The organism is Paenibacillus sp. FSL H8-0260, assembly GCF_045040625.1.
Taxonomy (GTDB): domain Bacteria; phylum Bacillota; class Bacilli; order Paenibacillales; family Paenibacillaceae; genus Paenibacillus_AQ; species Paenibacillus_AQ odorifer.
Genome location: NZ_CP150298.1, coordinates 2,304,855 through 2,331,121, shown reverse-complemented (window position 1 = coordinate 2,331,121; position 26,267 = coordinate 2,304,855). Strand labels below are relative to the sequence as shown.

Genomic DNA, 26,267 nt, shown 5'->3' with positions numbered 1-26,267 from the left:
GTCTTGCAGAATCCTTTAAATCTTAGATAATCTAAAAAAAGCGCCTAGCCGGATATTACCGACTTAGGCGCTTTTTCAACAAATATTCAGTTATTTTACCGTAACTTTCATGATCGCACTCTCATTTACCCCTTGATCATTCAACAGCTCAGCCCGGTATTCATAGACGCCTGGAGAACGGTTAGTAATAGAAGTAGAAGCCGTTTGTGCGTTTGGGGTGTCCGCTGTTAAAGTCTGAGTATCGATCAGTATTCCGTTCTCATACAAGCGATACTCTTTGCCGTTCATCCCCCACCATAAATTCATAGTCACTTTATACTCTCCATCGCCATCCCAGTTGTCATTGGACAACACCGGCTTAGCTGGTGCAGCATCCTTCACGATAACCACATGAGCAGCAGACACCGTTGTGCCAAAAGAATTGGTCAGCTCAGCCGTATAGGTGTAGGTTCCGTTTTCTTTTCCGGTAATATTAGTCACTGCAGTCTGTGCAGCTGGGGAATCATCACGTAAGGTTTGCGTGTCGATTAAGGCACCGTTCTCATATAGCTTGTAGACCGTACCATTATTGCCCCACCACATATTCATTGTGATTTGGTAATCCCCGTCCAAAAGTCCTGTATCCTGCCCATTATTATTGGATAGAACCCATTGCCCCGGAACACCTGTAGCCTTCTGAGGTCCACTTACGAACACAATCACTTGTTCTGTCGTCGAAAGTCCAGCGTTATTAATGGCTGTTGCGATGAACGTATGCGCTCCCGCAAGCCCTGTGAGTGGAATCTCATCTCCATAAACGACAGGTTTACCATCAAAGGTAATATCCAGACTGCGAATGCCAGACTCTGGATCTTCCGCTACGACCTGCACCTTCAATACATCCGTTTCACTCATTTGAGCAGAAGGTAAACCAGAAATCGTAGGTGGTGTAGTATCTTCAGTTTCTCCCGGTGAGCCTACATATTGAATTTTTGGAGCCGCTGGTTGTTCCATCCCTTCACCAAGAAAGAATCCAGGGTGCGGAGGTTGATTATAGCCTACATTTTGCCAAGCTACTGCCAGGCGGTAGATCGGATCATGCATCAATGTGCGAATACGATAATCTGTCATATCCGTTGTTGTGTAGATCCGTAGTTCAGAACTGTCCGTTGCCCGCCAGATCACTTCTTCACGCCAATCCCCGAACAGATCTGCCTGCAAGCTTGGATTCGCCTTGGTGCCATTATTTGAAGAAGCACCTACAGCCGTCAATAAGTTAACCGTTGTCTGGTTGGTATAGTCCCACTTATCCACTCGATTCGCATCCAGTAATTCACGTAAAAGATCACTATCCCACCAAATACCAAAATTCGTGGAGGAAGGCAGTTTTTTAGTGATTAGTTCCCCTTGCGCACTGTATAGGCCCGTAACAGGTATATGCTCCTCATTGGTGATCGTTGCAGCCCATACCTCTTCGCCAGCATATCGCGGATCAATATCTGCTGACATTCCCCGTCCAGTATCAATCCCCGTGAATACACCCCATAATATTTCTCCTGTAGCTGCATCACGCATTTCAATCCCATACTTCGAATCGGTATGCTCATGAACATCAAAGACTTCCAGCCCGGGTCTGGTAGGATCAAGGTCTCCGAAATGAATTGCATCACCATGGCCAAGCTTTGTATTATACAGCGGCAATCCGTCATCGTCGATTGCCATCGCGCCGAAGGTTATTTCGTCCTTGCCGTCGCCGTCCACATCTCCTACAGAAAGATTGTGGTTTCCTTGACCAACGTAGTCTCCATATCCTTCATCATTAGAATCGAAACGCCATACTTTCTCGAGCTTGCCCTCGCGATAATTGTAAGCTGCAAGTACGGTTCTAGTATAATAACCGCGGCTAAAAATCACGCTTGGCTGCTCGCCGTCTAAATAAGCTACAGCTGCCAAAAAGCGGTCTACACGGTTACCATAGGTATCCCCCCAAGCGCCAACATCTCCACGTGGCGGATCATAATCAACGGTATCCAATGCCCGGCCTGTTGCCCCTTCGAACACCGTTAAATATTCATTGCCCAGCAGCACATAACCCGAACTGTTACGATAGTCTGCACTGGCATTGCCGATGACTTTTCCTTGACCGTCCACTGTGCCATCTGCCGTCTTGATCATAATTTCGGCACGTCCATCACTATCCAGATCATATACCAGGAATGGAGAATAGTGTGCGCCGGCACGAATATTAGGCCCTAAATTAATCCGCCATAAGCGAGTTCCATCTAATTTATAAGCGTCCATATAGACAAGTCCAGTATACCCAGCTTGAGAGTTATCCTTGCTGTTCGAAGGTGACCACAGCATGATGATTTCATATACACCATCACCGTCCAAATCACCTACACTTGCATCTCCCGCACTATACGTATACGGTTGACCATCCTTGGTGTAATCATCTGCTGGCTTTTGCAAAGGGATCGATAGATATTGCTTCTGCCATACGCTGAATGGTTCCGAAGCAGATTTCTCGACTCCATTGATTACTGATGTGATTCTATATTTGGCATCCTCCGTGCCTTTAGTATCGAGATAGTTCGTGTTTTGAGTAATCAACGAATCATTAAGTTTCTTATCGCCACGATACAGATTGAATCCTATCGTTTCCGGATCCAGACCTAACATCCGCCAGCTGATATAAACACCCTCATCTGTCTTAACCGCTACAGGCGCACGATCCAGCGCCTCCATCTTCCGGTATAATGTTGTCACCGCTGAGGTTTCCAACGTAGCGGATAGATCAGAGATGCCGCCTGCATTTACCGAGGCTACTTTGTAATAGTAAGAAATGGTAGTCAGAACGGTCGTGTCTGTGTACGAAGCTTCGAATGATTTGCCGATCAGGATGAACTCACTGTCTGCGGATTTCGCACGATAAATGTTGAACATCCGTGCATCCGGTACCTCATTCCAAGTAAAGGTCACATCATTTTTGTTCGTAGATTGTACAGCTAGACTACTAGGTACGGCTGCTTTTGCTACGGAGGGGTCAATCATAGACACTTTTAGCGCATTGGAGCCTACGGATTCCAGTCCCGTGCTGTCGACCGAAGTTACCGTATAGATATATTCCATACCAATATCCGCAGTGGTATCTGTGTAGAGCGGCTCTGTTGTCTCGCCCAGCAGCTCTGCACTATTCGCAACCGTAGCCTGACGATATACACGGTATTTCAGCGCACCCTCCATACTATCCCAAGAAAGATTAGCAGTGATAGGCTCACTGTTTAAATCCAGGCTACCCAGTTTCAGATTCGTTGGGGCTAATAATAACGGTGTGATCTCCAGCCCATTGAGATGAGCGGTTGTGCCACTAAAGACAAGATTCATCTGCCCGTCTTTGACAGCAATCTGGTTATACAGCTTCTCAGCAATATTTTCCTTACCTGAGGAGGCTGTTCCGTAATCTTTGCCTTCAATGGCTACATTCGTCTTGGCAGATCCAATCCAATCTCCTGTATAGGTCTTAACAGAGTAATAACCATTGGGTAAATCAACTTTGAATTCATACGATCCTCCAAAATAAATCACAAAATCTCTGCGCAGATCGTCCGTCGCATTTCCCCGATCCCGATCAATCATCCCTGCACTAGAGGTCAAACCATATCCACGTTCTGGGGTATACAGGACATTCACATTCACTTCCGTATAACCCGCAGCAACGGGTGAACCAACAGGTCCAAAATCATAACGATACTGAGCGGATTTCGTAGTCAGCTTCACTTCATCTGAAGGCTCAGACTCTCCTAGCCCGTTCACTGCAGTCACTCTTACTGAGTAGCTTTGACCTTCAACCAACCCGCTTAATGTCAATGAAGGGACAGTTGATGTTCCCGCTAAGGTATAAGCAGATTCGGCTTCTGCCGCTAGCTTACGATAGATTTTATAGATATCTGTACCTTCTACTTTATTCCATTTCAGTACTGCACCTGCATTACTGATACTCCCAGCTACAAGACCTTCAGGCTTCACAGGCACCGTTTCCGGCTGTTTGATGTCCTGCACAAAGCTGGAGAGTGGAATATTTAATTCCCCTATTCCTTTGGCCAGCAGACGGGCCATTTGAATGGCTCCGTATTCTTGAAAGTGAGTATCGTCTGTCGAGCCATTTGGGAAAGCACCATATATCCCTGCATCGAGGTGAAGGAATACAGAGCGTGTAGCTGCAAAACCGATAGAATTGTAATAAGCTACACTGAGTGCGCTAAGATCGACCAAATCAACATCAAGTTCACTTGCTACTTCTTTCATAGCCTGCACATATTCTGGAAAGCTCACATTAAATTTTTCGCTCGCGGCATTATAATCTCTGCGGCCCATGGGGGTCACCAGAATCGGAGTTACTCCTCTTTGCCTAGCTCCATTGACATATGTTTTTAAATAAACTTTGTAATCGGCTGGAGAAGCATATCGGTCTGGAACGCTAATCGTTGCGTCATTATGACCAAACTGGATCAGGAAATAGTCACCCGGTTGGATCTTACGCAGCACTTCATCCAGCCTTCCCTCGACAATAAATGACTTAGAGCTGCGGCCTCCGATAGCGTGATTCTTAAACGTTACTTCCTCACTAAAGAAATCAGGAATCATTTGTCCCCAGCCTGCTTGTGGTATCCAATAAGGATCATAAGTCTGCACGGTTGAATCACCCGCAATATAAACCGTTGGCAATTCATTAGCAGGACGGTCTGGCTGCTTAGTAATCACCAGTGCATTGATATTTGGCTTAGTGCCAGAGAACACCAAGTTCATTTGTCCATCCACCAAAGCAATGTCAAAGCTCATTTCCAAATACTGGCCTGCTGTTTTGCTCGTCTGTTGAACTTTTTGAATGGATTCGACTTTGATGCCAATCTCTGTTTCTCCGGCGCTGTCACCAGCGATAAGTGACACTGTATAATCGCCATTCGGTAAATCTACATTAAAAGTTGCATCCTTAGGGACCACAAAATCTGATCGCAAAGGATCTGAGGTTCCTCGGTCTACCCCAGTTACTTTCGATATATCTGTAAATCCATATTTAACCTCAGAGGAATAAGATACCCCTGCATCTACCTTAAGATAACCTTCAGCCACAGCACCCGGACCAAAATCAAAGGAATAAACATCTCCTTCTGGCAAAGTTCCAGGAGGCGTATACACGGCGCTTTCCACCTTGTCAGATAGCTCTGATTCGCCTTGGTCATTGGCTGCCTTCACCCCATAATATTGCCGTTTTGAGGTGTCCGCTGAGGCATCCGTAAATGTCGTCTTCTCTGACTGGCCAATCTCATGGAATGTTCCATCTGCTGAATCAGACCTTAAGATCGTATAGCGGCTAGCTCCAGCCACACTGTTCCAATTCAGTTGAACAGAACTTACACCGACACTGACAATTGAAAGACCGGTTGGTGCTGCGGGAACCTCTACCCCCGGAAATTTGTCTACGGTCACAGATGCGCTCAAAGCAGATTCCTCACCCTTTCCATTTACAGCTGACACATTGTAAATGTAACCACTGCCTTCATTTACATCTGAATCCACGTAGCTGTTAGCAGCAGCTTGACCTATGGCTTGAAGGGTTCCACTAGGAAGAACCGTTCGATAAATATTGTAATAGACTGCTTCTGTCACGCTGCTCCACCCTAGAGATACCTCAGTGGGAGTGATATTATGAACCACTAATCCCTCAGGGGCTTTCAATGGACCTGGTACAATCTGCTGAATAATTAGTCCATTTAAATATCCGCCAACCCCTGTACCCGTAATGCCGACGGTCAGTTGACCATCTTGAACAGTCGTCCGGTAGGTAGCTTGATTTACAGCTTGCTTGCTGCTTATCGACCCAGCCGTGCTACCTTCCAAAGTAATCGTAGTTTTGGTTGTACTTGTACCTGCTAGTAAATCTCCTGAGTATACAGTCACATCGTAATCCCCATTAGGAAGATCCACCAAAAAAGAATAGGACAGTCCCAATACAAAATCGTTGGTCATATCGTCTCCACCCGAACGATTCCTTGAAGCAACCGCCTGATCTAAACCATACCCTAGCTCATTCGTATATAACTTAGATTCATGCACGCCTGTATAACCACTCATAACAGGACTTGTTGCTGTTCCAAAATCATATTGCAAGGTTATTGGACCTGAAGCTGCACTGGCCTGTTGCACCCCAAATGTTGTAGATGGAAGTATTGATGAACAAATGAAGATCCACGACAATAACACCATAAATATTTTATTTCCAAGCTTATTCCTCTTCATCTTCTGTGCTTCACCCGCTTTCTTATGATTAAAAGAACTTAGTACGCATCTAGCCCCGTTGTAGTAAACGCTTACAATAAGCTTCGTTGTCATTCGTTCTTCAAATATAAGTTCACTTCGTGCGCGTATCCCCTCCTCTTTGCTCAGGCAGCTGGATGGTAGATGATTCCAGTTTCACTCATATCCAACACGATACTACCACCTAAGTGTCACTCTGAACATTTAAAAAACAGATTTTATCATACACTAAACCGTTCAATTTCTTCGCCTATAGTTATAAAAACCTACGATTTGGGAAGAAGTTAGGACAGAAGAATCAGTGAGGGGACACCCGCTTTTGAGATCACGACAACAGTTTTGCTATTCCGTCATCCTTAACCATTCGCTTCTGAGCAATCCATAGGAATAAGTATCATGCCAGATTGGCTCTCCATTACTATCGTATTTAAAATAACCCGTCTGCAAAAAATGTCCTTCTCGACGAAGCTTCAATCGTTCAAGCAGTTTCCATGAGCGTGTATTTTCGGGATCACAGTTCGCAATCACACGTCTCATTTTCAGATTATCAAAGCCATAGTTTAACAATTGATTACAAGCCTCTGTAGCATACCCGCTTCCCTGAAAATCAGGGTTAAAAACATATCCAAATTCCCAAACGCCAAAAACCTTTGGTTCGCTCGCTTGAAAATATAAGTTGCCGATCATTTTTGTCGTAGATTTAAGACAGACTGCCCAAAAAGCACGGTCCGATGACCGTCTGAGTGCCTCAGTGCGAGATTCATCTGCATTAAACACGGAATAGGGCTCATATTTCACAACACTTTCTTGCGACAAATATTCATGAAGGTCTTTCCAATCCTCTGCTGAGAACCTTCTAATCCATAAACGTTCGGTTTCCATAATTTCCATCAGAACAACACTTCCCCAATATTAATAGTAAATATATACCATACACCCCATAATACCCCTATTTCTTTTTTATTTCATATGAGCAAAATCATTTCACAAACAGCAAATAGGCCTCCTTGGATTCCCAAGAAGGCCTATGAATGTTTCTCTATATCTTGACTCTGCTTAAACTGCCACCTGACGCAAATAATCGTTCGATATGCTTCTGAACGGTTGGGTCTGGGATCAGTGGCGGGGCTTGATGGGGTTTTACCCGAGCATCAATAATCACGTTATCACAGGACCAATGTTTATACTCAGTAGAACTGTTCACTCCATAGATATCATGAGATGGATTACTGCGGGTGAACGTCGCCCATAGGAAATTGTCGATCTTTTCACTCAAAAACTCGCTATCATCACACAAAATAATCATTGGGCAAGAAGGAAGTGACCCTTGCTCCTGAATAGCTTCACTAAGCTTGTTCATTTCCAGTGCTGCTTCAGCGTAGCTTGTGAATTTAGCGCCTTGAAGGGCAACAAGACCAGGCATCACCATTCGTGCATGTTCAAATCCCTGTAATTCTTTCAGCAGGCCTGGCACCTCTGTACATAGCTCTCTTTTCTTATCCCCTACTGCTGCGAAGATCACTTTACTTCCGCTGTTTAATCCTGTGCCGGAATAATCAAGTGTATCAATCGTGGTATTGGTATAGAAATGAATATCTCTATGAAGATTAATCCGCTCTAAGATATACGTCAAGAAATCCTCGATATTATGTGTGCTGATAGGCTGATTCTCTTCTGCTGTAATAAACAAAAACTTAGCTAAACTAAGCTGACCCGTCCCTAAAATCCGGTTAGCAATGGTCAGAATTTCCGCTGGCTGCTTTACTTGCTGATAAGGCGTATAACGTTCACTGCCAATGGCGAACAGCAGGGGATGAACACCCGCAGCATCGACTGCATGAACTTCTTTAACGCCCGGAATTTCTTGGCGGATAGCCCCACCTGTCAGCTCGTGAATTAACTCACCAAACGCGGTATCCTCTTGTGGCGGCCGGCCGACAACCGTAAATGGAAAGATTGCATTTTTTCTGGCGTACACTTTATGTACTCTCATTACTGGGAAAGGGTGAACCAAGCTATAATAGCCTAAATGGTCGCCAAAAGGCCCCTCCGGCTTCGTCTCACCAGGGTGAATTTCACCTGTTATTACAAAGTCCGCATCATTGCTTATACAATAACCATCCACATAGCTATAGCTGAAATGGCGTCCTGAAAGTAATCCTGCAACGATCATCTCACTCATTCCCTCAGGCAAAGGCATAACCGCCGATAAAGAGTGAGCGGGTGGTCCACCGATAAAACAACTCACTTTAAGCGGTTGTCCTTGGCGGTTCGCTTTTTCCTGATGTACGCCAATGCCGCGATGAATTTGATAATGAATGCCCACTTCTTTATTTAATTCATACTCATTTCCAGTCAGCTGCACACGGTACATTCCCAGATTGGAATTCATAATGCCCGGCTTGTCCGGATCTTCTGAATACACCTGCGGCAAAGTTACAAAAGCACCACCATCTCCCGGCCAATGTGTGATTAGCGGAAGATCAGAGATACTAATTTCCTGAAAACCGCTTGGCAGACCCCCTGGCTTTTTAATCGGCAATGCTTTTCTCGCGGATAATCCGGTACCAACATATTTAAATGGATTTTTGAGTGCTTTTACGGGATCGTTGCGAAGGGCAATTACGTTATGTGTGGAGTCCCAAGTACGCCGAAAGATAAACTTACTGCGCTCTATCGTTCCAAAAAGGTTAGATACGGCCCGAAACTTCGAGCCTTTTACATTTTCAAATAATAATGCAGGTCCACCAGCCTCATAAACCTTTAGGTGAATCGCCGCCATCTCTAGATAAGGGTCCACTTCTTCCTGAATACGAACTAAATGTCCGTGTTTCTCTAAATCATTAACACACTCTTCTAAATTGCTATATTTCATTTCATTACTCCGATCTCTAGAAGGTTATTACAAGATTACTTGGATGCTTTAATTATACCCTGTAAGATATTAAAATAAAGCGCACGCGTACCCTATGTACTAGAACCTAACGTCTTTATCTTGTATTCTCTGGTTTCGGTTCACTCCGCAATATATTTTTAGCAGGAATACCTACAGCCGAAGCGTTATCCGGCACATCCTTTACCACGACAGACATGGCCCCGATATTAACATCGTTACCAATGACAACCGGTCCAAGAATCTTGGAGCCTACTCCAATAAAAGCTCTGTCTCCAATCACTGGCTCTCCTAAGTTATTTCTCCCGCCAATAGTCACTTGATGAAAAATAGTAGCATGGCTTCCAAGCACCGCTTTAGGACTAATGATAATCCCATTTAAACCATGCGGTAAATGAAGCGCGTCACCAATTTGAGCTTGAGCGTGAAGCTCGCCATTCGCAAGAATACGGACAAAAAGCACATCCATTATCCGATACAAAAGCCACAAAGGTTTTCGCACGATGCCATTCTTCACTCGATAATACACCCAATTTCCATAACGATAAGTAAACAAGGCCATAATCGTTTGAGGATTTTTCAGATTTGCTTTCCAGTCCGTTTTGAATGATTTCATCATTTTATCGTTCTCCTTTTTAGGGGCTAGGGGGTATGCACTGTATTCTGGAGTAATGAAGGCAGCTGTGGAAAAAACATCTGGAAGGATCGCAGACTGGAGGGTCAGTCGGGTGATGTACTTTCACCAGTGTAAGATAGATTCTGAGATTCATCAAGCAAGTGGACAGTTCTCTCTATATAATCATCAACCGATTTAGAGGCTTGTTAAACAACAACACGCGCCGAACAAAAAGATCGGCGCGTGTTGAACAGCATATTTTCTATTAAATCAGATCCAGAACAATCACATTCACGGAATTGGCAGCTAGCTTCACAATTGCCGTGTCTTTATCAATTACGATTTCCGTTTCAACTGGTGTAACCTTCTCATCATTTTTTCTGTTCACATTAGGTGTGTGAACCAGCGAGGCGTCTCCGGTTAAGGTAATCCGTTTACCCGTAGCAGCTACTTTTAAGCCTTTTAGATCAAGCTTCGTTGCTTTTTCTACACCATCCGCATTTACAAGCTTCACATAAAGATGCTTATCATCTTTAGTTACGGAATTGTATACCTCTCTGTTATAAGCCTCAAGCTTATAATCCAGTACTTTGCTTGTTACCTTGCCATCTGTATAAGAGCAAATCAAATGTTTGCCATCTGCTCCGCCATAATTAACGGTGATGGTATATTCCGTATGATCCGCAAGCTCTTCATAGCAACTGGCTCTAAGGTTGCCAGCAGCGGTACTAGAGGAATAATCGCCGAGAGTATAAGCCTCAATCCCTTGCTTGTACACCTTGACTCCTGTGGCATCGCCATTATAGCCAATTGCATATTCGATAACATCTTTATTTTCCGGTGAGATTTCTGTCAGACCTGCGCCGACATAGAAGCCATCTTCGCCAGAAGCTTTTTCAGCTACAACCTCTACTTTATAATTAGTCCACGCATCATTAAGGATATACAATCCATTCAATCCGCCATTCTGCGCTTTCAATACCAGACCTTTGGAAGGATCCATCGTATATCCGGCAGAGCCAGGAATCACTTTCCAAGCTTCATCCAGCGGCTGCGTGAAATCTTGATCCAACCATACACTGCCATCTACATTCGAAGTCACTTTCACCCGTTTCACGATCACAGATGATTTCCCCGCAGCCACTTCAATTCCTCCATGAGGAATGAGGTCTACCTTCTCCCCGTTGCGATAAGTCGAAAATGAGGTGCCAACCACTTTGGTTCCCAGGTATTTAGCATACAGCTGCTGAACATAATAGTTCGGTGTGTACCATACGGTTTCATCATCGAACCAGATGCAATCCGGTGTCCATCTATAGGTGCCATCTGTCAGAACCTTGTTGAACAACGGTGCCGTTGCCGCCAATCTAATCACATCAGAGTTATTCTCGAAGCTGGACATAATCGCCGCCTCAGCAACAGCTCCTGCCAATGTGTTTTTATCTGTGGAAGCATATTCACCCACAAAAACCTTTGAAGTTTCAGCCTCATCCAAGCTGCCGTCTTCCTTATAGGCTCTGTAATAGTAGTTGTAACGATCAGCATTCTCTAACAAATATTCATTGGAACGGTAGTAATGCTCATCCGCAATGGTATCCATGTAGTTCTTTTGTTTTTCGTACCAGGTAACAGTCTCTTCGATGCTCGATGTACCATCCGTAAAGCTGATTTTTTCCGAGCCCTGTAAATTTCCGCTTAGGAATTTCCAACCTTGCTGGTAAGCATCATCATCTGCCTGTGCACCCACGGTAGAGAGAATAGTCAATTCATGATCAGGATAGTTCTTCACCATATACTCATCAATCACTGTTTTAAAATATTCGAAGTTGGCGAAAAACTCTGTACCCCAGTTTTCATTCCCCACACCCAAATAACGCAGATCAAACGCTGCTTCATGGCCCATCTTTTTACGCAATGCAGCCCACTCATTATTGTCAAAATCCATGCTAATCGCAAAATCAATCAGATCCGTAAAGTTCTTCACATAATAATCTCTTAACGCACCGCCAGCTGGATTCGCATAATCCGAACGAGCTTGACAGAGTACGCCGCAGGCCATAACCGGAAGTGGTGTTGCGTTCAAATCCTCGGCTAATTGGAAATACTCCATATATCCAAGACCCATGGTCATCATGTAGCCCCATACGTTATAGTTCTCTTTGCGCAATTCGATATCGTTGACGGACTCTTTCCAATCGTACACGTTCTCCCAAATGTGAGAACCTTCAGAAATACAACCCCCAGGGAAACGCAGGAAGGTAGGATGAAGATCAACGAGTGCATTCACTAAGTCTTTTCGCAATCTATAGTTTGAATTTCCTTTATAGTTAGCATGAGCTGTAGCAGAACGTTCCTCTTCACCAGCGCCCCAAACGTCATCAGGAATTAAGGAAACCATATCAATGGAGATCTCACCGTTAAAGGTTAAAGCCAGCTGACCAAGCACAGTTTCAGATCCTGTTAATACAAGCTTTGAATCGACACCATACTTCTTCCAGCTGCCGTCACCGTTTACTTCAACAACTGCAGTATCGCTGATGGCTTTACCGTCTTTGTCGAGCAATTGCAAGGTAATTGTGCCCGCTGCTTCTGCCTTCGCCCAAATCGTGAAGTTGTACTTGGCATCTTCCTGAATAAACATCGAGCAGTGCTGATTGGAATCGGCAAAACCTCTATTATTAATCGTCGCGCCATCCGCTACCGTCACATAATGCGCATTCATATCTTTATCATCGATGCCGAAGAAATCGTTTAATCCGCCTGTATTATGGACAGTCATTTGGTCTGTATCCCCAGACCATGCGTGAAGAGGTGTATAATTTCTTCCGGTGGAAGCACCATGTACACCACATACATGCGAATAGCTGTCAAAAGCAAAAGATTCGAAGGAGCGATTCTGCACTAGCTCTGCATAGATCCCACCGTCTGCTGCATTGTTAATGTCCTCATAGAATAAACCATATAGAATTTGGCTAACATCCAAAATCTCCTGATTGCCGTCAATCGTTAAGGTGTAAGGTGGCAAATCTTCCGGAAGCACAGACACAGTGAAGCTCTTTTCTACTGTACTAGCTCCCTTTTTCAAATGTGCTGTAAGTGTTACGCCTTGAGCAGATTGAACTCCTTTATTCACAACGCCTTCATTAGAAATGACTTTGGTATCGCTGGATACCCAAGATACGTCAACTTTCCCGCCCATCAGCGAAGCTGGCAATTCGATATCTTTGGTAATAATCGAGCTTGGGAAGGTTAAGTATTTATCTTTTGCAAGCTTAACGATATCTTCATCCGTCAAAGATTCGCACATAATTTCAATCACTTCATCTTGAGTTAAGCCTGCTTTATATACACGGAAGTCCGAAATATAGCCGCCAAAATCAACATCTGCCGCGTACTGGGATTTCCCGATTGTATTATTGCTATAATTCAGTTGATCTTCAAAAGTAGCAAACCATGTGCGCAGCTTAGCATATGTGCCACTAGAGGTTTGGCTGATCATGCCATCCGCAACTACTTCACCATTTACATACATCACAGGTCCTGCACTGCTTAGTGTTCCACCTTTTGTGCCTGTAACTGCAAAGGAAACGTGTACCCATTCATCAGTCGCAAAGGATTTCCCTGGATCTGCAATTAAGTCTTCCCCTGCAAAACAAGTGCCCCGCAAATTGCGAGTTACAAAAAGATAAGGTCCTGTTTCACCTTTACCAAAATCAAAAATTCTTTCCCATAAGCTTGAAGCTTTGCTTACATACATCCAGGTCGAAATCGTAATTCCTGTATGGTCACTGACCTCTTTAAGCAGATCGTTAGGTAATGAAATATAGGATGTGCCATGTTCTCCCCCAGCAAGCGCAACAGCTTGTCTACCTGCTACGGATTTAATAGCCGGCAGCTTCGTACCTGAAGCGGTTCCATCATTGCCGTTCCCCGAGAAATCTTGACCTACATCCTCTGGATTATCAAACTTATAATGCGCAATTAGACTACCATTAATAAATTTGTTACCGTTGTCATTTTTCATAGAAGATCACCTGTTATCTTTATAGTAGAAATCTTAAAAACCTAACAATATTAGTTCATTGCCGTTTATACGAAACATAATAACATATTTTATAGTCAATTAATATATTAACCAATTAATATTTATGTGAAATAAAAGAAAACATTTTTTATAATCAAATATTACCAAATCAATCAATTGTTTCATGGTAAAATATCTGTTAGTTAATAAAGGAGTGGTGAAAGTTGAGCGAGGTTGTGAATGAAGAGGCCAATTCTAGTGATTTATTTACGATTGATTGTAAAGATATTTTTCTGCGGGAGTATAGCGTGGAGGATTTAGAGGAGTTTCATGCGCTTACTCTACAGCCTGAAATTATTGAATTCTTGCCAGATTGGAATGTTCCTAAAGAACAACGGTTGGACTGGTTAATAAACTATGAAATAAAAGAGAACCAGCAGTTTCTTCAAGCGATCTCAGCGGGCGGAGATATCGGAGAGCTTCGTCTTCGTTTAGGCATTATTTTAAAAGAGTCCGGTGAGTTTATTGGTTGGTGTTGTACAGGAATTAAGGATGAATTGCCCGTTCCTAACAGAGAGATTATGTATGCCATATCCAAGGATCATCGCGGTAAAGGCTACACTACTCAAGCTGCCAAGGGATTAATTAAGTATTTGTTTGATAATAGCTCTACCGATGTATTAAACGCCATTGCTCTGAAACACAATATCCCATCTAATAGAGTCATTCAAAAATGTGGTTTCGAGCTTCTTGACGAGATTACAATTGAACATGAAGACTATAATTATTACCGGCTTTCCCAGCAACAGTAGAATGAACAGGTAGGATGTAAATAGCGCCCCACACTAAAAAACCTCTGTATGGGAAATGGAGATTCGGTCCATTTACCAAAACAGAGGTTTTATTGTGAATTCATGACTGTTGCTTCATGCGAAGCATTTGATCCAAAAGCTCTTTCACATCTTTTTCTGGAAAAGCTGCAAGCAGGGTCTCTTGAAAGGTATCTTGTGCACGGAGGAGCTTGTCTTCGCCAATGGCAGTCAAGGCAGTATAGATACTTCTGCGATCAGCATCACACGCTTTTCTTTCTAAAGCGCCACAGCCTTTGGCCTCAAAACGACTAACCAGTCGGGAAACTGCACTCTGGCTTAAACCCACCATAGCTTCGAGTTTCTGCAATTTCAGTTTCTTCTCCGGCGCTTCCGACAAAAATAACAGCAAATAAAATTCTTTTAAGGATAAGCCATGTTTGGCTTGTAGATTAGCTTCCAATTCATTCGTCACATTCATTTGTATATGCGTTAACGTCAACCAACTCGTTATAAGTTCATTGTTAAGAATGTCGCCCATTTTATTATTCATCTCCCGGGTGTATGGCTTTTCATGATTTTTTCCTTCTATATAATAGTACTACAATCCACAACCATACATAAAGTATAGGTTCGATACTTATACTTTATTTTATTTTAAAAAAGAGGAGAGACCGTTTCTCCAAGAAGCCGGCCCCTCCACACTTTACAATTATTTTGTTTAGACTTCACACTATTTAAATTAGTCTTTACCCATTAATTCTTGGAAACCCGAAAGAATATTGTCTGGGAATACCCGCATCTTTCTGAAGCTCGACCCCTGCTTCCAGCGTCCAGTATGGATTTCTCAACATGCCCCGGCCCACGGCAACAAGATCAGCTTCCTCATTCCCAATCACGGCATTAGCAAGTACAGGCTCATCCAATCTGCCAACCGCAATAACCGGAACATTCAAGCCATATTTGATTTCTCTGGCCAAAGGAACCTGATAAGCTGCATGCGTCCCTGGTTTCCCGGCAGCTGCGATAGGACCTTCACCACCTGCACTGATATGGAAAATATCTGCGCCTGCTTCTTTGTAAGCTTTACTAAATTCCAAGCTTTCTTTGATACCGTACCCGCCCTCAACATATTCTTGAGCGGAGATGCGCATAATCAATGGCATTCCTTCCGGCATTTCACTTTTTGCTGCGCGAATGACTTCTGTACCAAACCGTGTTAAATCCTTGCCATATTCATCTGTTCTTTGATTGGTTAGAGGGGAATGGAACTGATGAATAAGGTAACCATGCGCTCCATGAAGCTCGATAACATCAAATCCCGCTTGTATCGCCCGCTTCACGCCCAACCGGAATTTCTCAACCATAGCTTTCACTTCTTCAGTTGTTAAGGCACGTGGTGTTTTGGAGTCAGCATCAAAAGGAACGTTAGAGGAGGATACAGGAACTGCTGCATCTTCTGCTTTACGTCCGGCGTGTGCAATTTGAATACCTACTTTAGCGCCATAAGAATGACAAGCTTCAACGATTCTAGCCAGTGCAGGAATTTGCTCATCAGACCAAATACCAAGATCAAAATCAGTAATCCGGCCATCAGGCTCCACGTCCGTCATTTCAATAATAATTAATCCAGTTCCGCCAACAGCGCGGCTTACGTAATGATTATAATGCCAATCCGTAGCAATTCCGTCTTTGTTAGACACTGAATACTGACACATTGGAGGCATAACCACGCGGTTCTTCAGCTTCAAATCCTTCAATTCATACGGGGTGAATAAGTCCTTCATGATATCTCTCCTCTTTATAAAAAACTAAGTATAGTATGATCAATGCTTCCAGTGAACATGAGTTTCTAAGTTCATCTTATATAAAATATTTATAAATGCATGCTCATGCATGTATATTATTATAGAATAGCGATGATGTCAACCGTGAATAATCTTCTGCTAAATGGAAACTCCGTGTATTGTTGAAACTTCTATCTTAAGGTAATATATGGATATCTATTTTTTCTTTGAAAGGATGACCTCACTCGTGGACAAAAAGCTCTTACAATCACATAGTATTTTCCCTACGTTGAATATTGAGCAAACCGCTGCCTTCTACAGCCAGTACTTAGGTTTTAAAGCTGTACCCTATTTAGATACACAAGAACCACATCTTTGTTTGTATCGTGACGATACAGAGATTATCCTTACGCAATCCCATGGACAAAAGGTCATTCCCAATCGAGAGTTGTACGGTTATGGATACGATGCCTATTTTATTACGAAGCAGCAACAAGAGTTGGAGAAGGAGTTCGAAGCCGCCGGTGTTCATATTGTTCGTTCTTTATCAAACACCGATTATAATAACAAGGAATTTGTGATCGAAGATGTGGATGGTCGCTGGATTGCTTTTGGAATCAAAAAATAAAAAAACGGCTCTCAGCCGTTTTTTCTTGTGTTTAAAAGAGTCCCCATAACTTCTTACAACTATTTTTACGGGAAGGATCCAAAACATCCGTAACCCCAATCTTATTTAACTTGTGTAGTAACTCTTCCTCGCTATGCTTGATTTTATAATCTAACTCCTCCCCATAGAGCGGAATTAACGTATAAAAGTGCACCACTTTCTCATGGGTCATTTCTAAATTAAAGAAACCGGCTTTATCTTTTACATCTGGAACCCAAACGAACATCCCTTGAAATCCTGTATCCTCACTATAAGGCTGGGCGGGATTCCCGTTCACAAGCGTATGCCCCATATAAAGCCATGTATTATATTCATGCGGAAACCTAGCCATTGTTTTCAGGGCTCGAATCGGCCAATAATTCCGTTCATCCTTAAAAGCCTCATCCGACAGCTTCCAGGTAGGAGGGAGACAAATCATTAGCTCAGCATATTGATATTCTTCTGCACCTTCTGGCACCGTCATCGGTAATTCGCTCATTCCAGAGGTAATTAAAGTATAGAAGTTCCGCTCAGGCGTCGGATCAAGAATTAGAATATCTATCGACAGAACACCTGAAATAATTTCTTTAAAAACATTATCAATAACACCTATGTATTTTTCAATATGATTACATATTTTCTCATTAGACTGAGCAGAATGCATTCATAATTCCCTCCCTTATATATGTTTATCGGTATAAACAAAGGAGAGTTTATTGCTAATTCACAGAATTTCTTCTCCACTACCATGGATCTCGCAAAAATCTTTATGAACCCTACTAATTAATGCCGAATAACCTTGCCCCTGATCTAAAAGATGCTCCAAAAGGAACTTACTTATAAGCTCATTTAGGCAAGTATGAATTTCACAGGTTCTTTGTTTTAAATTCTCTCCTTCCTCATAAAGGGGCAGATCGCTAAATGACATATGTGTAGCCTTTCGTATTTTCAGAAAAGATTTATATCCGTTCCAATTCTGAAAAAGCGCCTCTTGTCCTTTGATGAAATCATTTGCCAGTTTCTCCTGTAATATATTACTTAAGGATTCTAAGGTGGAGGCCTTTTGCCTTAATACAAGAAGCGGCACAGTATTGTTCTTCTCTTCATTCTCAATATATAAGTGCATGCTTGCATCTAATAAAATAGCAGCTTTAATTCTATCGTCTTCCATAGTTAAATCTAATGCAGTAGCACCGCCGATGGAATGACCGATAATACCAATCTTATTCATATCAAATAAGCCCATCACATCTTTATCCATAGAATTAAGCGTGGACAGGTGATCCAGAACGTATTGGATATCTTTTTTTCGAATGGAAATTAAGTTATGTAAATCGGTATAATCCGCAGCTTTTATTTGCCTCATAGCTTCGGATTGATTAATAAATTCTCCACTAGGGCAAACAGTAAACATAGCTTCGTACGCAGCACTGACCGTTACCACGATGAAACCTTGCTTGGCCAGCGCTTCTATATTATAAATATACATATCTCTATCTAAACCTAATGCAGGTGAGTAGATGATGACTGGATAGGAGCGTTTGGATTTGCTTTGAAAGGTCCGATCGCTGATTGAGGTAGATAATGTATTTATGATTTCCATGTTCATGCCAATATCTTTTAGAAGCTCTCTCGCCTGTTGTTGACAGGGCCCGAAAAGCTCCATATATTTCATTGCAGATGCGTTTTTATTTAATACACCCTCTGTATCCGGATAATAAATACTTATAACTATTTTCCTTCCCTCTGACTCTTCTTGGAACGTTTCCGTGCGTGTGTAATCCTTCAATAATTCAACCTTTCGAAAAACTCCCATTGCCCCACCCCATTTTTCCTAATATTCTATATTTTAATTGATTTTCCCATTTACTGAAATGCAATCTCCTTAATGTCCATAATAATGTCGATTACAATGAATGGAATGAAGCTGTATGAACGGTTATAATACCTAAGTGCATAAGAAATCTCTAAAAACTTCAGGGATGTGGAAAATTTAATGGTGAATAATTCAGCATATACACTTTATTTACGTGAGGATTGGAAAAAACTAAGCGATTTCACCGCTATCCAATTATCAGAAGAAGAACTTATGGAAGTCCAAAGTATTAATGAAAAAATCTCCAGCGAGGATGTTAACGAAGTCTATCTTCCTCTGTCCAATTTACTAAATCTGCAACTTCTATCTGCTCATAAATTTAATGAGTCTATAAATCACTTTCTGAATAATGATCTAAAAAAAGGTCCATTTATCATAGGTATCGCGGGAAGTGTCGCTGTTGGTAAAAGCACTACGGCCAGACTCCTACAAAAACTCCTCTCACAATTACCTTCCCATCCAAAGGTGGATTTAGTTACGACTGATGGTTTTCTACATCCCAACGCAGAGCTGGAAAAGCGCGGTATAATGACGAAAAAGGGCTTTCCTGAAAGCTACGACACGCGTAGTTTAATTTCTTTTTTAACGGATGTGAAGTCTGGGGTGCCGCGGGTCCAAAGCCCTGTATACTCTCACTTAACTTATGATATTGTGCCAGATGAATATATTACGATTGAGAATCCGGATATTCTAATTGTTGAGGGCTTAAATGTTCTTCAGACTGCGATTACAAATAATCATAATATGCCTAACTATTTTGTATCTGATTTCTTTGATTTTTCTATTTATGTGGATGCCGATGTGAACGATATCGAGACATGGTACATTGATCGGTTTATTAAACTCAGAGATACTGCCTTCCAAGATGAACAATCTTATTTCAAAAAATATGCACAGCTGTCTCTAGAGGAATCTATTGAAATCTCAAAGCGGATCTGGAAAGAAATAAACTACGTTAATTTGCAGCAAAATATTCTGCCCACCCGAAATCGTGCGGATCTTATAATGCATAAGGACAACAATCATCACGTAGATCAAATTAAGCTGCGAAAATAAAGATTGAAGTCCTTAGCCGACCAAGTTGCTGAGATTCAGCACTTGGTTTTTTGGTGTTCACATCAAATTGGGTGAATATTCTGGGTTTAATGTCTCTGTCCTCTGATCAAGGCGAACGTATACTGTGGTACATTCGTACTCAAACGTGAAGAGAGGATAAATCAAATGATCGATATCGCCTTGGCTTTTCAAGATAAGGATGGGAAATATGCTGAACATGCCGGAGTCGTTCTAGCGTCAATTTTTCATCATACGAGTTCCCCAATTCATATTCATATTTTACATGATGTTTCTTTAAGTGAAACTAATAAGCGCAGGCTTAACGCATTAACTACAAAACATAATCATATCCTTAGCTTTTATTCAATCACTATGCCCGATGATCTAACTCAGGTGCTAGCCAATGTTAACTCCATTAATGTATGGACGCAGGCATGTATGTATCGATTGCTTCTTCCTGCACTAATACCCGTGGACAAAATCATCTATCTGGACTGCGATGTATTAGTGAATATGGACATTACTGAATTATGGCAGGTTGAACTGAATGACAAGTATTTGGCTGCAATTTGGGACCAGGGAATTAGAGAGGTTGCTCATATTGTGAGCGCTAAGGGATTAAATCCTGATCTTTATTTTAATTCCGGAGTGATTTTATTTTCTTTGCATAATATCCGCCAGAATACCAACTGGTACGAAGAAATGCTAACCTTCCTACGTACCTTTCCTGATGTCACCATGCCAGATCAGGATGTTCTGAATGCAGTTTTTGGTGGGAATTACCTCCCCCTTGATATCCGTTTTAATTCGTTCAACACAAACATTCCGGACCATGATTTCACTAACAAAATCATCCATTTTGCCGGAGATGATAAATGCTGGAATAAAGATTCCGCGGGTTCATCCCTATATCAGCAATTCCTAAAGCTAACCCCTTGGAGAATCACCAGAGCCAAAATCAGACGAAGAAAACGGAAAAGCAGCCCTTTAAAACCACACCTCACCCGAAAAAGAAACAAGCAGAAAATAAAAATTGTTCAGTTGAACTTAACCCCTATTCTTTTAGCCGATTTAAAACAAATTAGACCGATTAGACCGATTAGAAAAAGCCCCATTTGATATGGGGCGGCATTTCTTTAGTTCACTTTTGTAAAAAACCATTTCTGAGCATCACTCCCGTTATCCGTCCACTGCTGAACTGCTGCACCATCGGCTGTTGATGCTCCGGATACATCCATGGCTAATCCGCTCACTTTTGAAATAAGCTTATAATAGCCCCCTCCAACATCAATAATGCTCCATCGCTGAGCGTTGGTACCATTGTCATCCCATTGCTGCAGCTGTACACCGCTCGCGGTTGATGAGTTCGGCACATCCAACACTTTTCCACTATGCACTGCCGTAAGCTTGTAATAACCGTCGCCTGTACTCTCCACTTTAAATTTCTGATTATTGGCAGTGTAATTGGTCCATTGCTGCATTTTCGCCCCGCTTGCTGTGGATACATCCACTACGTCCAGAACCTTGCCACTAGCCTTGTCAGCTAAAGTGTAAATCCCACCACTAACGATGCTTGAGGTAGGCGCAGCCTGATACACACGTACGTAATCAACCAGCATTTGAGCTGGGAAAGCAGTTGAAGCATTTGGACTTCCCGGCCAATTTCCACCCACGGCAAGGTTTAGCAGGATGAAGAAAGGTTTCTGGAACTCCTCCGTATTTCCGGTTCCGTTCTCAATATAAAAAGCATTAAATGGGTTGCCGTCTACAAACCATCTTATATAATTCGCATCCCATTCCACGCTGTACACATGGTACTGTGAGAAATCGAGGTTACCAGACACCTGACCGTACTCGGCATGCCCATTGGCATCCCAATGTACCGTCCCGTTAACAAAAGCATTATTGTTCACACGCTCCATAATGTCCGTTTCCCCAGATTTCGGCCAACCCACTGAATCAATATTCGCCCCAAGCATCCAAAATGCTGGCCAGAGTCCCTGTCCTGAAGGCAATTTGATTCTAGCTTCGATTTTTCCGTAGGTGAAGCTTTTGAGTCCCTGTGTTTTGATCCGTGCAGAGGTATAATTCATCCCCCCGTACGACTCCTTTTGTGCAGTAATCACTAAATTCCCACCCGTTACCTGCAGGTTCTGCGGACGACTGGTATAATACTGAAGCTCATTGTTTCCCCAACCCCCGCTACCCGTACCTATTTCCGCCGACCAATTATTAGTGTTCAGAGAATTCCCATCAAATTCATCGCTCCATGCCAGATTCCAGCTTGATGCCGCGCTTGAACTCCCTGTAGGTACCCAAGCAATTAAGAGGGTGAACAGCAGAAATAGACTTAACATTTTTCCTTTTCGTAACATCGTCTTTTCCTCCTACTGATTTCATTGCGCGGCGCGCTCGCACATTTGAAACCGGTTTCGAATAATGGATAAAACAAAACGTTATCCCATAAACAGCTATAACAGCCAGAGTCAGGTTAACGCCTCGCTTCATTTGATGTGTACGTCTTTTCTAAACGCAATATGCCAACATTTCGATTAAAGGGACCATTTTCCATAGTTCTGCATGCTTAATGTCCAGGTTTTCTCTGCGTATTTTACCGTCGCCATACTCTCTGAGAGCGTCCATGCGATACCAGCATACTGGTCCTCTTGATCGTCAAGGAATGATTTCCAATGTTGTCCCCCGTCTATCGTTATATATAACAATGTATGTTCATTTTCAGCGGGCCGAGTAATTAAGATTCCTTGATCCTTCGTAAGAAAGAGGGGAGGATAAGCATAGATTTGCGAGTTTACTAACTCATCCGGCACTGTGACTGTCTGTTCACTCCATGTAACTCCACCATCCATTGTTTTATATAAACCAACTTTTCCCTGCCAAGGCGCATTCGTTGTAATCCAGCCTTCTTTTTCGTTAACAAAAGTAAGTCCCGATTTCACTCCGCTAGGAAGAGTACTTCCTGCTTGTAAGCTATCCCCAATCTCCTTCCAAGTCTCTCCCCCATCACTAGTTGTATAAAGCTCCATATCTTCACGTGACATTCCTTGAAAAGGATAGACTGCTTTCCAACCTATATTTTTGTTGAGGAACACAGTATCTTCTCTGCGGTTATCTGAAGGATCAGGAGAAGGAGAAGTTTCCTGATTAGAGGTTGGATGAGGAATTGGAGTGGAATTGGAACAACCAGATGCTATCACTGCAGCAATTAGTAGTATTGAAACTAGATATTTCATCTTGTTACCACGCCTTCGTTTATTTTTCTAAAAAAGTATAGTGGTGCTGTACATATAGCTTGGTCCGCAAACGTATTCCGTAAATGAAATTCTATCCTAAACTATCTGAAAAGTATTTACAGTTTCTTTATATAATCCAGCAACACCAAGACCTATCGGACCGAGGAGACGTTATTGGTTCATTTTCAAGAGAATTCTTCTGTTAACGGACTGAGATGCAACTATTTGGCTAATCCTCCTACTTTTATAGGCAATAAACAGACAATAAGGGCTATACGGTCCGCGAGTTCGGTAAATGGAGCTAAAGCGCTATACAGTCCGTAGATGATGTGAACGAAACCTTCAAGCAGCAGGTTATCAGCTTAAAGCTATCAGCTCAAAGTAGATATGAATGAATTCATCAAGCAAGGATCTACTCTTTGAATGTCAAAAGAAAAAGAAACGGCATTTCTGCCGTTTCTTTGGGTTATGGATGGTCAGGGCTCAGAGCCTGTTTTACTCCAATCCATGTTCTTTGCGGATGTTATACATGCCTTGAACAAGCAGTTCGGATGGATCCCGGTTCAATTGCAAATGAGTCAGCAACAGATGAAGCGGGAATGCGCATACGTTATTCCCATCGGTGATCGCTGGAAATCCAGCCTCGAAGACTGGTCCCAATTTCTCGTTCCAAGCTAGCCCGACATGCACTTTTTCTGGAGCAAATTCTTGGGTAATTTCCTCAATACAAAGCGGAACTAACACATTATCAATGATCCCTTTTGCTTCTTCTTCACTTGCTGGTGGTTTTGGAAGTGTTTTGCCTCCCTCAATTTTCATCAGCTCAACGAAGAATGAGGCCATCCATGCTGCCGGATCCTTACCCGACTGGAATCTTGCAATTAACTCGCGCAGAAAAAATCCGCAAGAATACACCTGATCTAATTCAGTTTTCACGTGAAAAACAAAAACAGGGCCGTAGGCTTCCATGTTCAATACTTGTCCTTCAACATCTTTAAAGTGTACTCTCAACGCTACAAGGCCGTTATGGTGAACAGCCTTTAGCAGCTGCGCCATATCCTCTTCAGACATTTCTGTATTATCATTTACTTCCTCATTCTCATTTGTTATTTCATTTTCATTAGTCGTCTCATTGTTCATTTTATAATTCCCTCCCATACCTATCATACCATCTAGCGAATTGAAGGAACACTTTATAATAGAACAATTTCTACCAGATTGCAGAGAAAACAAAAAAACGGCAGCTTTGCCGTTTCTCTGTTCGTCTCGCTGGAGCTTAAAAGCTAGATCATATCCCTTACTTTCTTCACTATTTTTCCAGTTAATTGATTAATATCGCCCTCATTTAACTTATAAGCTGAGGTATCTTTACGTGCAGGCTTGTGATCTGCTGATATCAGATCTGCGATATGCTGCTCGATGAATACAACAGGGTCTGCTCCAGTTCTTTTTCTAAGCTCCCCTGGCACCTTCGGATTTGGACCGTCAGCTCCACCATTGATTGAAAGGTAACCATACTTTTGCGGATTTTTCTTCAAGTACTCTAGATAGGCACGGAGCGGTGTGGCCACTTTCCCCATCCAAACCGGTCCAAAAAATAGGATAATATCATATTTTCCTAATTGCTCAGGCTTCGGTTGAACCAACGGTATCCTGTCAAAAATCATATCAAAGGTAATCCTACCGAGTGTTCGGGGTTTAGCTTCCGAGATTCGTATATATTCAGCCGACAACACTTTCGCCACACTCCTTGCTAATGCTTCATTATTACCTGTGAATGAATACGAAATGACTGCAATGTTCATATAAATTCTCCTTAAAATGAATTATTTCGTCTCCGCCTGCAGTAGGGCATTTTCGAGTGCCTTAAGATGTGTTTTAGAGGTAAGCGTTGCCCCGCTGATAACGTCCACCTGAAGAGACTGCGATTCAATCACATGACCAAACAAATCACCAATGCTTAGCCCACCCTTCAGTTCAGCAGGGTTCCCTGTTTTGTCCAAGGCACCTTTGAGTATTTTGATATCTGACAGCCGTCCAGCAGATATTGTGGCCTTCATCTTGGTATCTCTGGAATGATCTTTGATGCCAATGTATTCCCCCACATAGCTGCCCTCCCGCAGTTTCTGTATATCTATGGCGTTGATAGTAAGCTGCTGAACTTCATGCCTTCCCGGAGCAGATAAGAGAATACCACCTATCCAACCTATGACTGTAATCCCGCATAGAATGCTGAGAACAATAATCCATTTATTGAATTTTCGCTTTTTTCCTCTTCTCTTACTCACCTGCTTGCCTCCTTCCTTTTGCTTTAAAATTTGAATGAATATTTAATAATTCATTCATTTCACTAAAAAAAAAACTGCACCATAAGTGTATTAGGGGCAGTCTGTCAAACCCTTCATAATTAGTTCCAGCATATTGTCCAAAAGTTGTGGAAAATACTCCAGCCCGATTTCTTCCTTGTGGGTTTCCACATTAATCATTGCGCCGAAGATCATCATAATCATTTTACTATCCATATCGCTGCGCATTTTACCATCGGCTTGCCACTGCTTAATGATTTCATGGAAGCTATCATACAAGAAGTCGTTTACCTGAATGTTGGTTTCTTCCCGGTACAACTGTTCGATTTTTGCGAAAACACTTTTGTTATACCATTCCTTAAGAATGGGGTTGGCTATCATACCTTCCAAATTAAGCACCATCATCTGCCGTATTAGTGCTAATGGGCTTTGGCTCATATCCAGCGATTGCATACAGCTTTTTTTGAGCTTTTCGTTTTCCTCTAAAAAAATATCCATAAAAAGCTTTTCCTTAGAGGGATAATAGTTGTAAAAACTTCCTACAGCTATTCCAGCCATTGTGGTAATGCCAGAAACATTCGTGTCTTTAAAGCCTTTATTGCTAAATAGCTCTTTCGCACATTGGTATATCTTTGTTTTTTTGTCTTCCACTTTTCGTCTCTCCGTGAATGAATAATTATTTTTTCATTCATATCATAGTGTTAAC

Annotated in this window: 19 protein-coding genes; 4 read left to right on the top strand and 15 right to left on the bottom strand. The window is 42.3% G+C overall.

The window, feature by feature from the left end; translation table 11 throughout:
• Nucleotides 1–90: 90 nt before the first annotated feature.
• The 5 genes from MHI51_RS10165 to MHI51_RS10145 all read right to left on the bottom strand — a co-directional run bounded on the left by MHI51_RS10165 (nt 91) and on the right by MHI51_RS10145 (nt 13,830).
• Complete coding sequence (locus MHI51_RS10165; protein ID WP_405173831.1) at nt 91–6,279, bottom strand: fibronectin type III domain-containing protein; 6,189 nt, start codon at nt 6,277–6,279, stop codon at nt 91–93.
• Nucleotides 6,280–6,639: 360 nt separating this feature from the next.
• Nucleotides 6,640–7,188, bottom strand: a complete 549-nt coding sequence (locus MHI51_RS10160; protein WP_179087504.1) for a GNAT family N-acetyltransferase — start codon at nt 7,186–7,188, stop codon at nt 6,640–6,642.
• 148 nt (nt 7,189–7,336) lie between these two features.
• Entirely contained in the window at nt 7,337–9,172 is a 1,836-nt protein-coding gene (locus MHI51_RS10155; RefSeq protein WP_076276402.1) for a UbiD family decarboxylase, read from the bottom strand.
• Nucleotides 9,173–9,287: 115 nt separating this feature from the next.
• On the bottom strand, nt 9,288–9,809 hold the full coding sequence (locus tag MHI51_RS10150) for a serine O-acetyltransferase (protein WP_036679239.1): 522 nt from the start codon (nt 9,807–9,809) through the stop codon (nt 9,288–9,290).
• Nucleotides 9,810–10,071: 262 nt separating this feature from the next.
• Entirely contained in the window at nt 10,072–13,830 is a 3,759-nt protein-coding gene (locus MHI51_RS10145; protein ID WP_405173830.1) for an alpha-L-arabinofuranosidase C-terminal domain-containing protein, read from the bottom strand.
• Nucleotides 13,831–14,054: 224 nt separating this feature from the next.
• Between MHI51_RS10145 and MHI51_RS10140 the strand changes: the two genes are divergently transcribed.
• On the top strand, nt 14,055–14,642 hold the full coding sequence (locus MHI51_RS10140) for a GNAT family N-acetyltransferase (RefSeq protein ID WP_256716512.1): 588 nt from the start codon (nt 14,055–14,057) through the stop codon (nt 14,640–14,642).
• Nucleotides 14,643–14,742: 100 nt separating this feature from the next.
• Here MHI51_RS10140 and MHI51_RS10135 read toward each other — a convergent pair whose 3' ends face one another.
• Nucleotides 14,743–15,180: a MarR family winged helix-turn-helix transcriptional regulator gene (locus MHI51_RS10135; protein WP_081386204.1), complete on the bottom strand. Its 438-nt coding sequence runs from the start codon at nt 15,178–15,180 to the stop codon at nt 14,743–14,745.
• A 208-nt stretch (nt 15,181–15,388) separates the two neighbouring features.
• Nucleotides 15,389–16,426 carry an NADH:flavin oxidoreductase/NADH oxidase gene (locus tag MHI51_RS10130; protein WP_341001949.1) on the bottom strand — a complete coding sequence of 346 codons (1,038 nt, stop codon included), beginning with the start codon at nt 16,424–16,426 and terminating at the stop codon, nt 15,389–15,391.
• 247 nt (nt 16,427–16,673) lie between these two features.
• Here MHI51_RS10130 and MHI51_RS10125 point away from each other — a divergent pair, with 247 nt between their 5' ends.
• Nucleotides 16,674–17,054: a VOC family protein gene (locus MHI51_RS10125; RefSeq protein WP_076191215.1), complete on the top strand. Its 381-nt coding sequence runs from the start codon at nt 16,674–16,676 to the stop codon at nt 17,052–17,054.
• A 31-nt stretch (nt 17,055–17,085) separates the two neighbouring features.
• Here the strand turns inward: MHI51_RS10125 and MHI51_RS10120 are convergent, their stop codons facing one another.
• Nucleotides 17,086–17,736 (bottom strand): suppressor of fused domain protein, encoded by a 651-nt coding sequence (locus MHI51_RS10120; protein WP_076184305.1) that lies wholly within the window; start codon nt 17,734–17,736, stop codon nt 17,086–17,088.
• Between the two features lie 60 nt (nt 17,737–17,796).
• Nucleotides 17,797–18,888, bottom strand: a complete 1,092-nt coding sequence (locus tag MHI51_RS10115; protein WP_076219166.1) for an alpha/beta hydrolase — start codon at nt 18,886–18,888, stop codon at nt 17,797–17,799.
• A gap of 180 nt (nt 18,889–19,068) precedes the next feature.
• Between MHI51_RS10115 and coaA the strand changes: the two genes are divergently transcribed.
• On the top strand, nt 19,069–20,004 hold the full coding sequence (gene coaA, locus MHI51_RS10110) for a type I pantothenate kinase (RefSeq protein ID WP_076124954.1): 936 nt from the start codon (nt 19,069–19,071) through the stop codon (nt 20,002–20,004).
• A 165-nt stretch (nt 20,005–20,169) separates the two neighbouring features.
• Nucleotides 20,170–21,123 (top strand): glycosyltransferase family 8 protein, encoded by a 954-nt coding sequence (locus MHI51_RS10105; protein ID WP_076219167.1) that lies wholly within the window; start codon nt 20,170–20,172, stop codon nt 21,121–21,123.
• A 17-nt stretch (nt 21,124–21,140) separates the two neighbouring features.
• Here the strand turns inward: MHI51_RS10105 and MHI51_RS10100 are convergent, their stop codons facing one another.
• The 6 genes from MHI51_RS10100 to MHI51_RS10075 all read right to left on the bottom strand — a co-directional run bounded on the left by MHI51_RS10100 (nt 21,141) and on the right by MHI51_RS10075 (nt 26,212).
• Nucleotides 21,141–22,379, bottom strand: coding sequence for an RICIN domain-containing protein (locus MHI51_RS10100; RefSeq protein ID WP_036679228.1), 1,239 nt, complete (start codon nt 22,377–22,379; stop codon nt 21,141–21,143).
• 177 nt (nt 22,380–22,556) lie between these two features.
• Complete coding sequence (locus MHI51_RS10095; protein ID WP_076219168.1) at nt 22,557–23,255, bottom strand: hypothetical protein; 699 nt, start codon at nt 23,253–23,255, stop codon at nt 22,557–22,559.
• A gap of 495 nt (nt 23,256–23,750) precedes the next feature.
• The gene (locus MHI51_RS10090) at nt 23,751–24,395 is read right to left on the bottom strand and encodes a hypothetical protein (RefSeq protein ID WP_076107537.1); all 645 of its coding nucleotides are present in this window, start codon (nt 24,393–24,395) and stop codon (nt 23,751–23,753) included.
• 143 nt (nt 24,396–24,538) lie between these two features.
• The gene (locus tag MHI51_RS10085; RefSeq protein WP_076276403.1) at nt 24,539–25,060 is read right to left on the bottom strand and encodes a hypothetical protein; all 522 of its coding nucleotides are present in this window, start codon (nt 25,058–25,060) and stop codon (nt 24,539–24,541) included.
• A 21-nt stretch (nt 25,061–25,081) separates the two neighbouring features.
• A complete protein-coding gene (locus MHI51_RS10080; RefSeq protein WP_076276404.1) occupies nt 25,082–25,543 on the bottom strand; it encodes an FMN-binding protein in 462 nt (153 codons plus the stop codon).
• 90 nt (nt 25,544–25,633) lie between these two features.
• A complete protein-coding gene (locus MHI51_RS10075) occupies nt 25,634–26,212 on the bottom strand; it encodes a TetR/AcrR family transcriptional regulator (protein ID WP_076184298.1) in 579 nt (192 codons plus the stop codon).
• Nucleotides 26,213–26,267 lie beyond the last annotated feature (55 nt).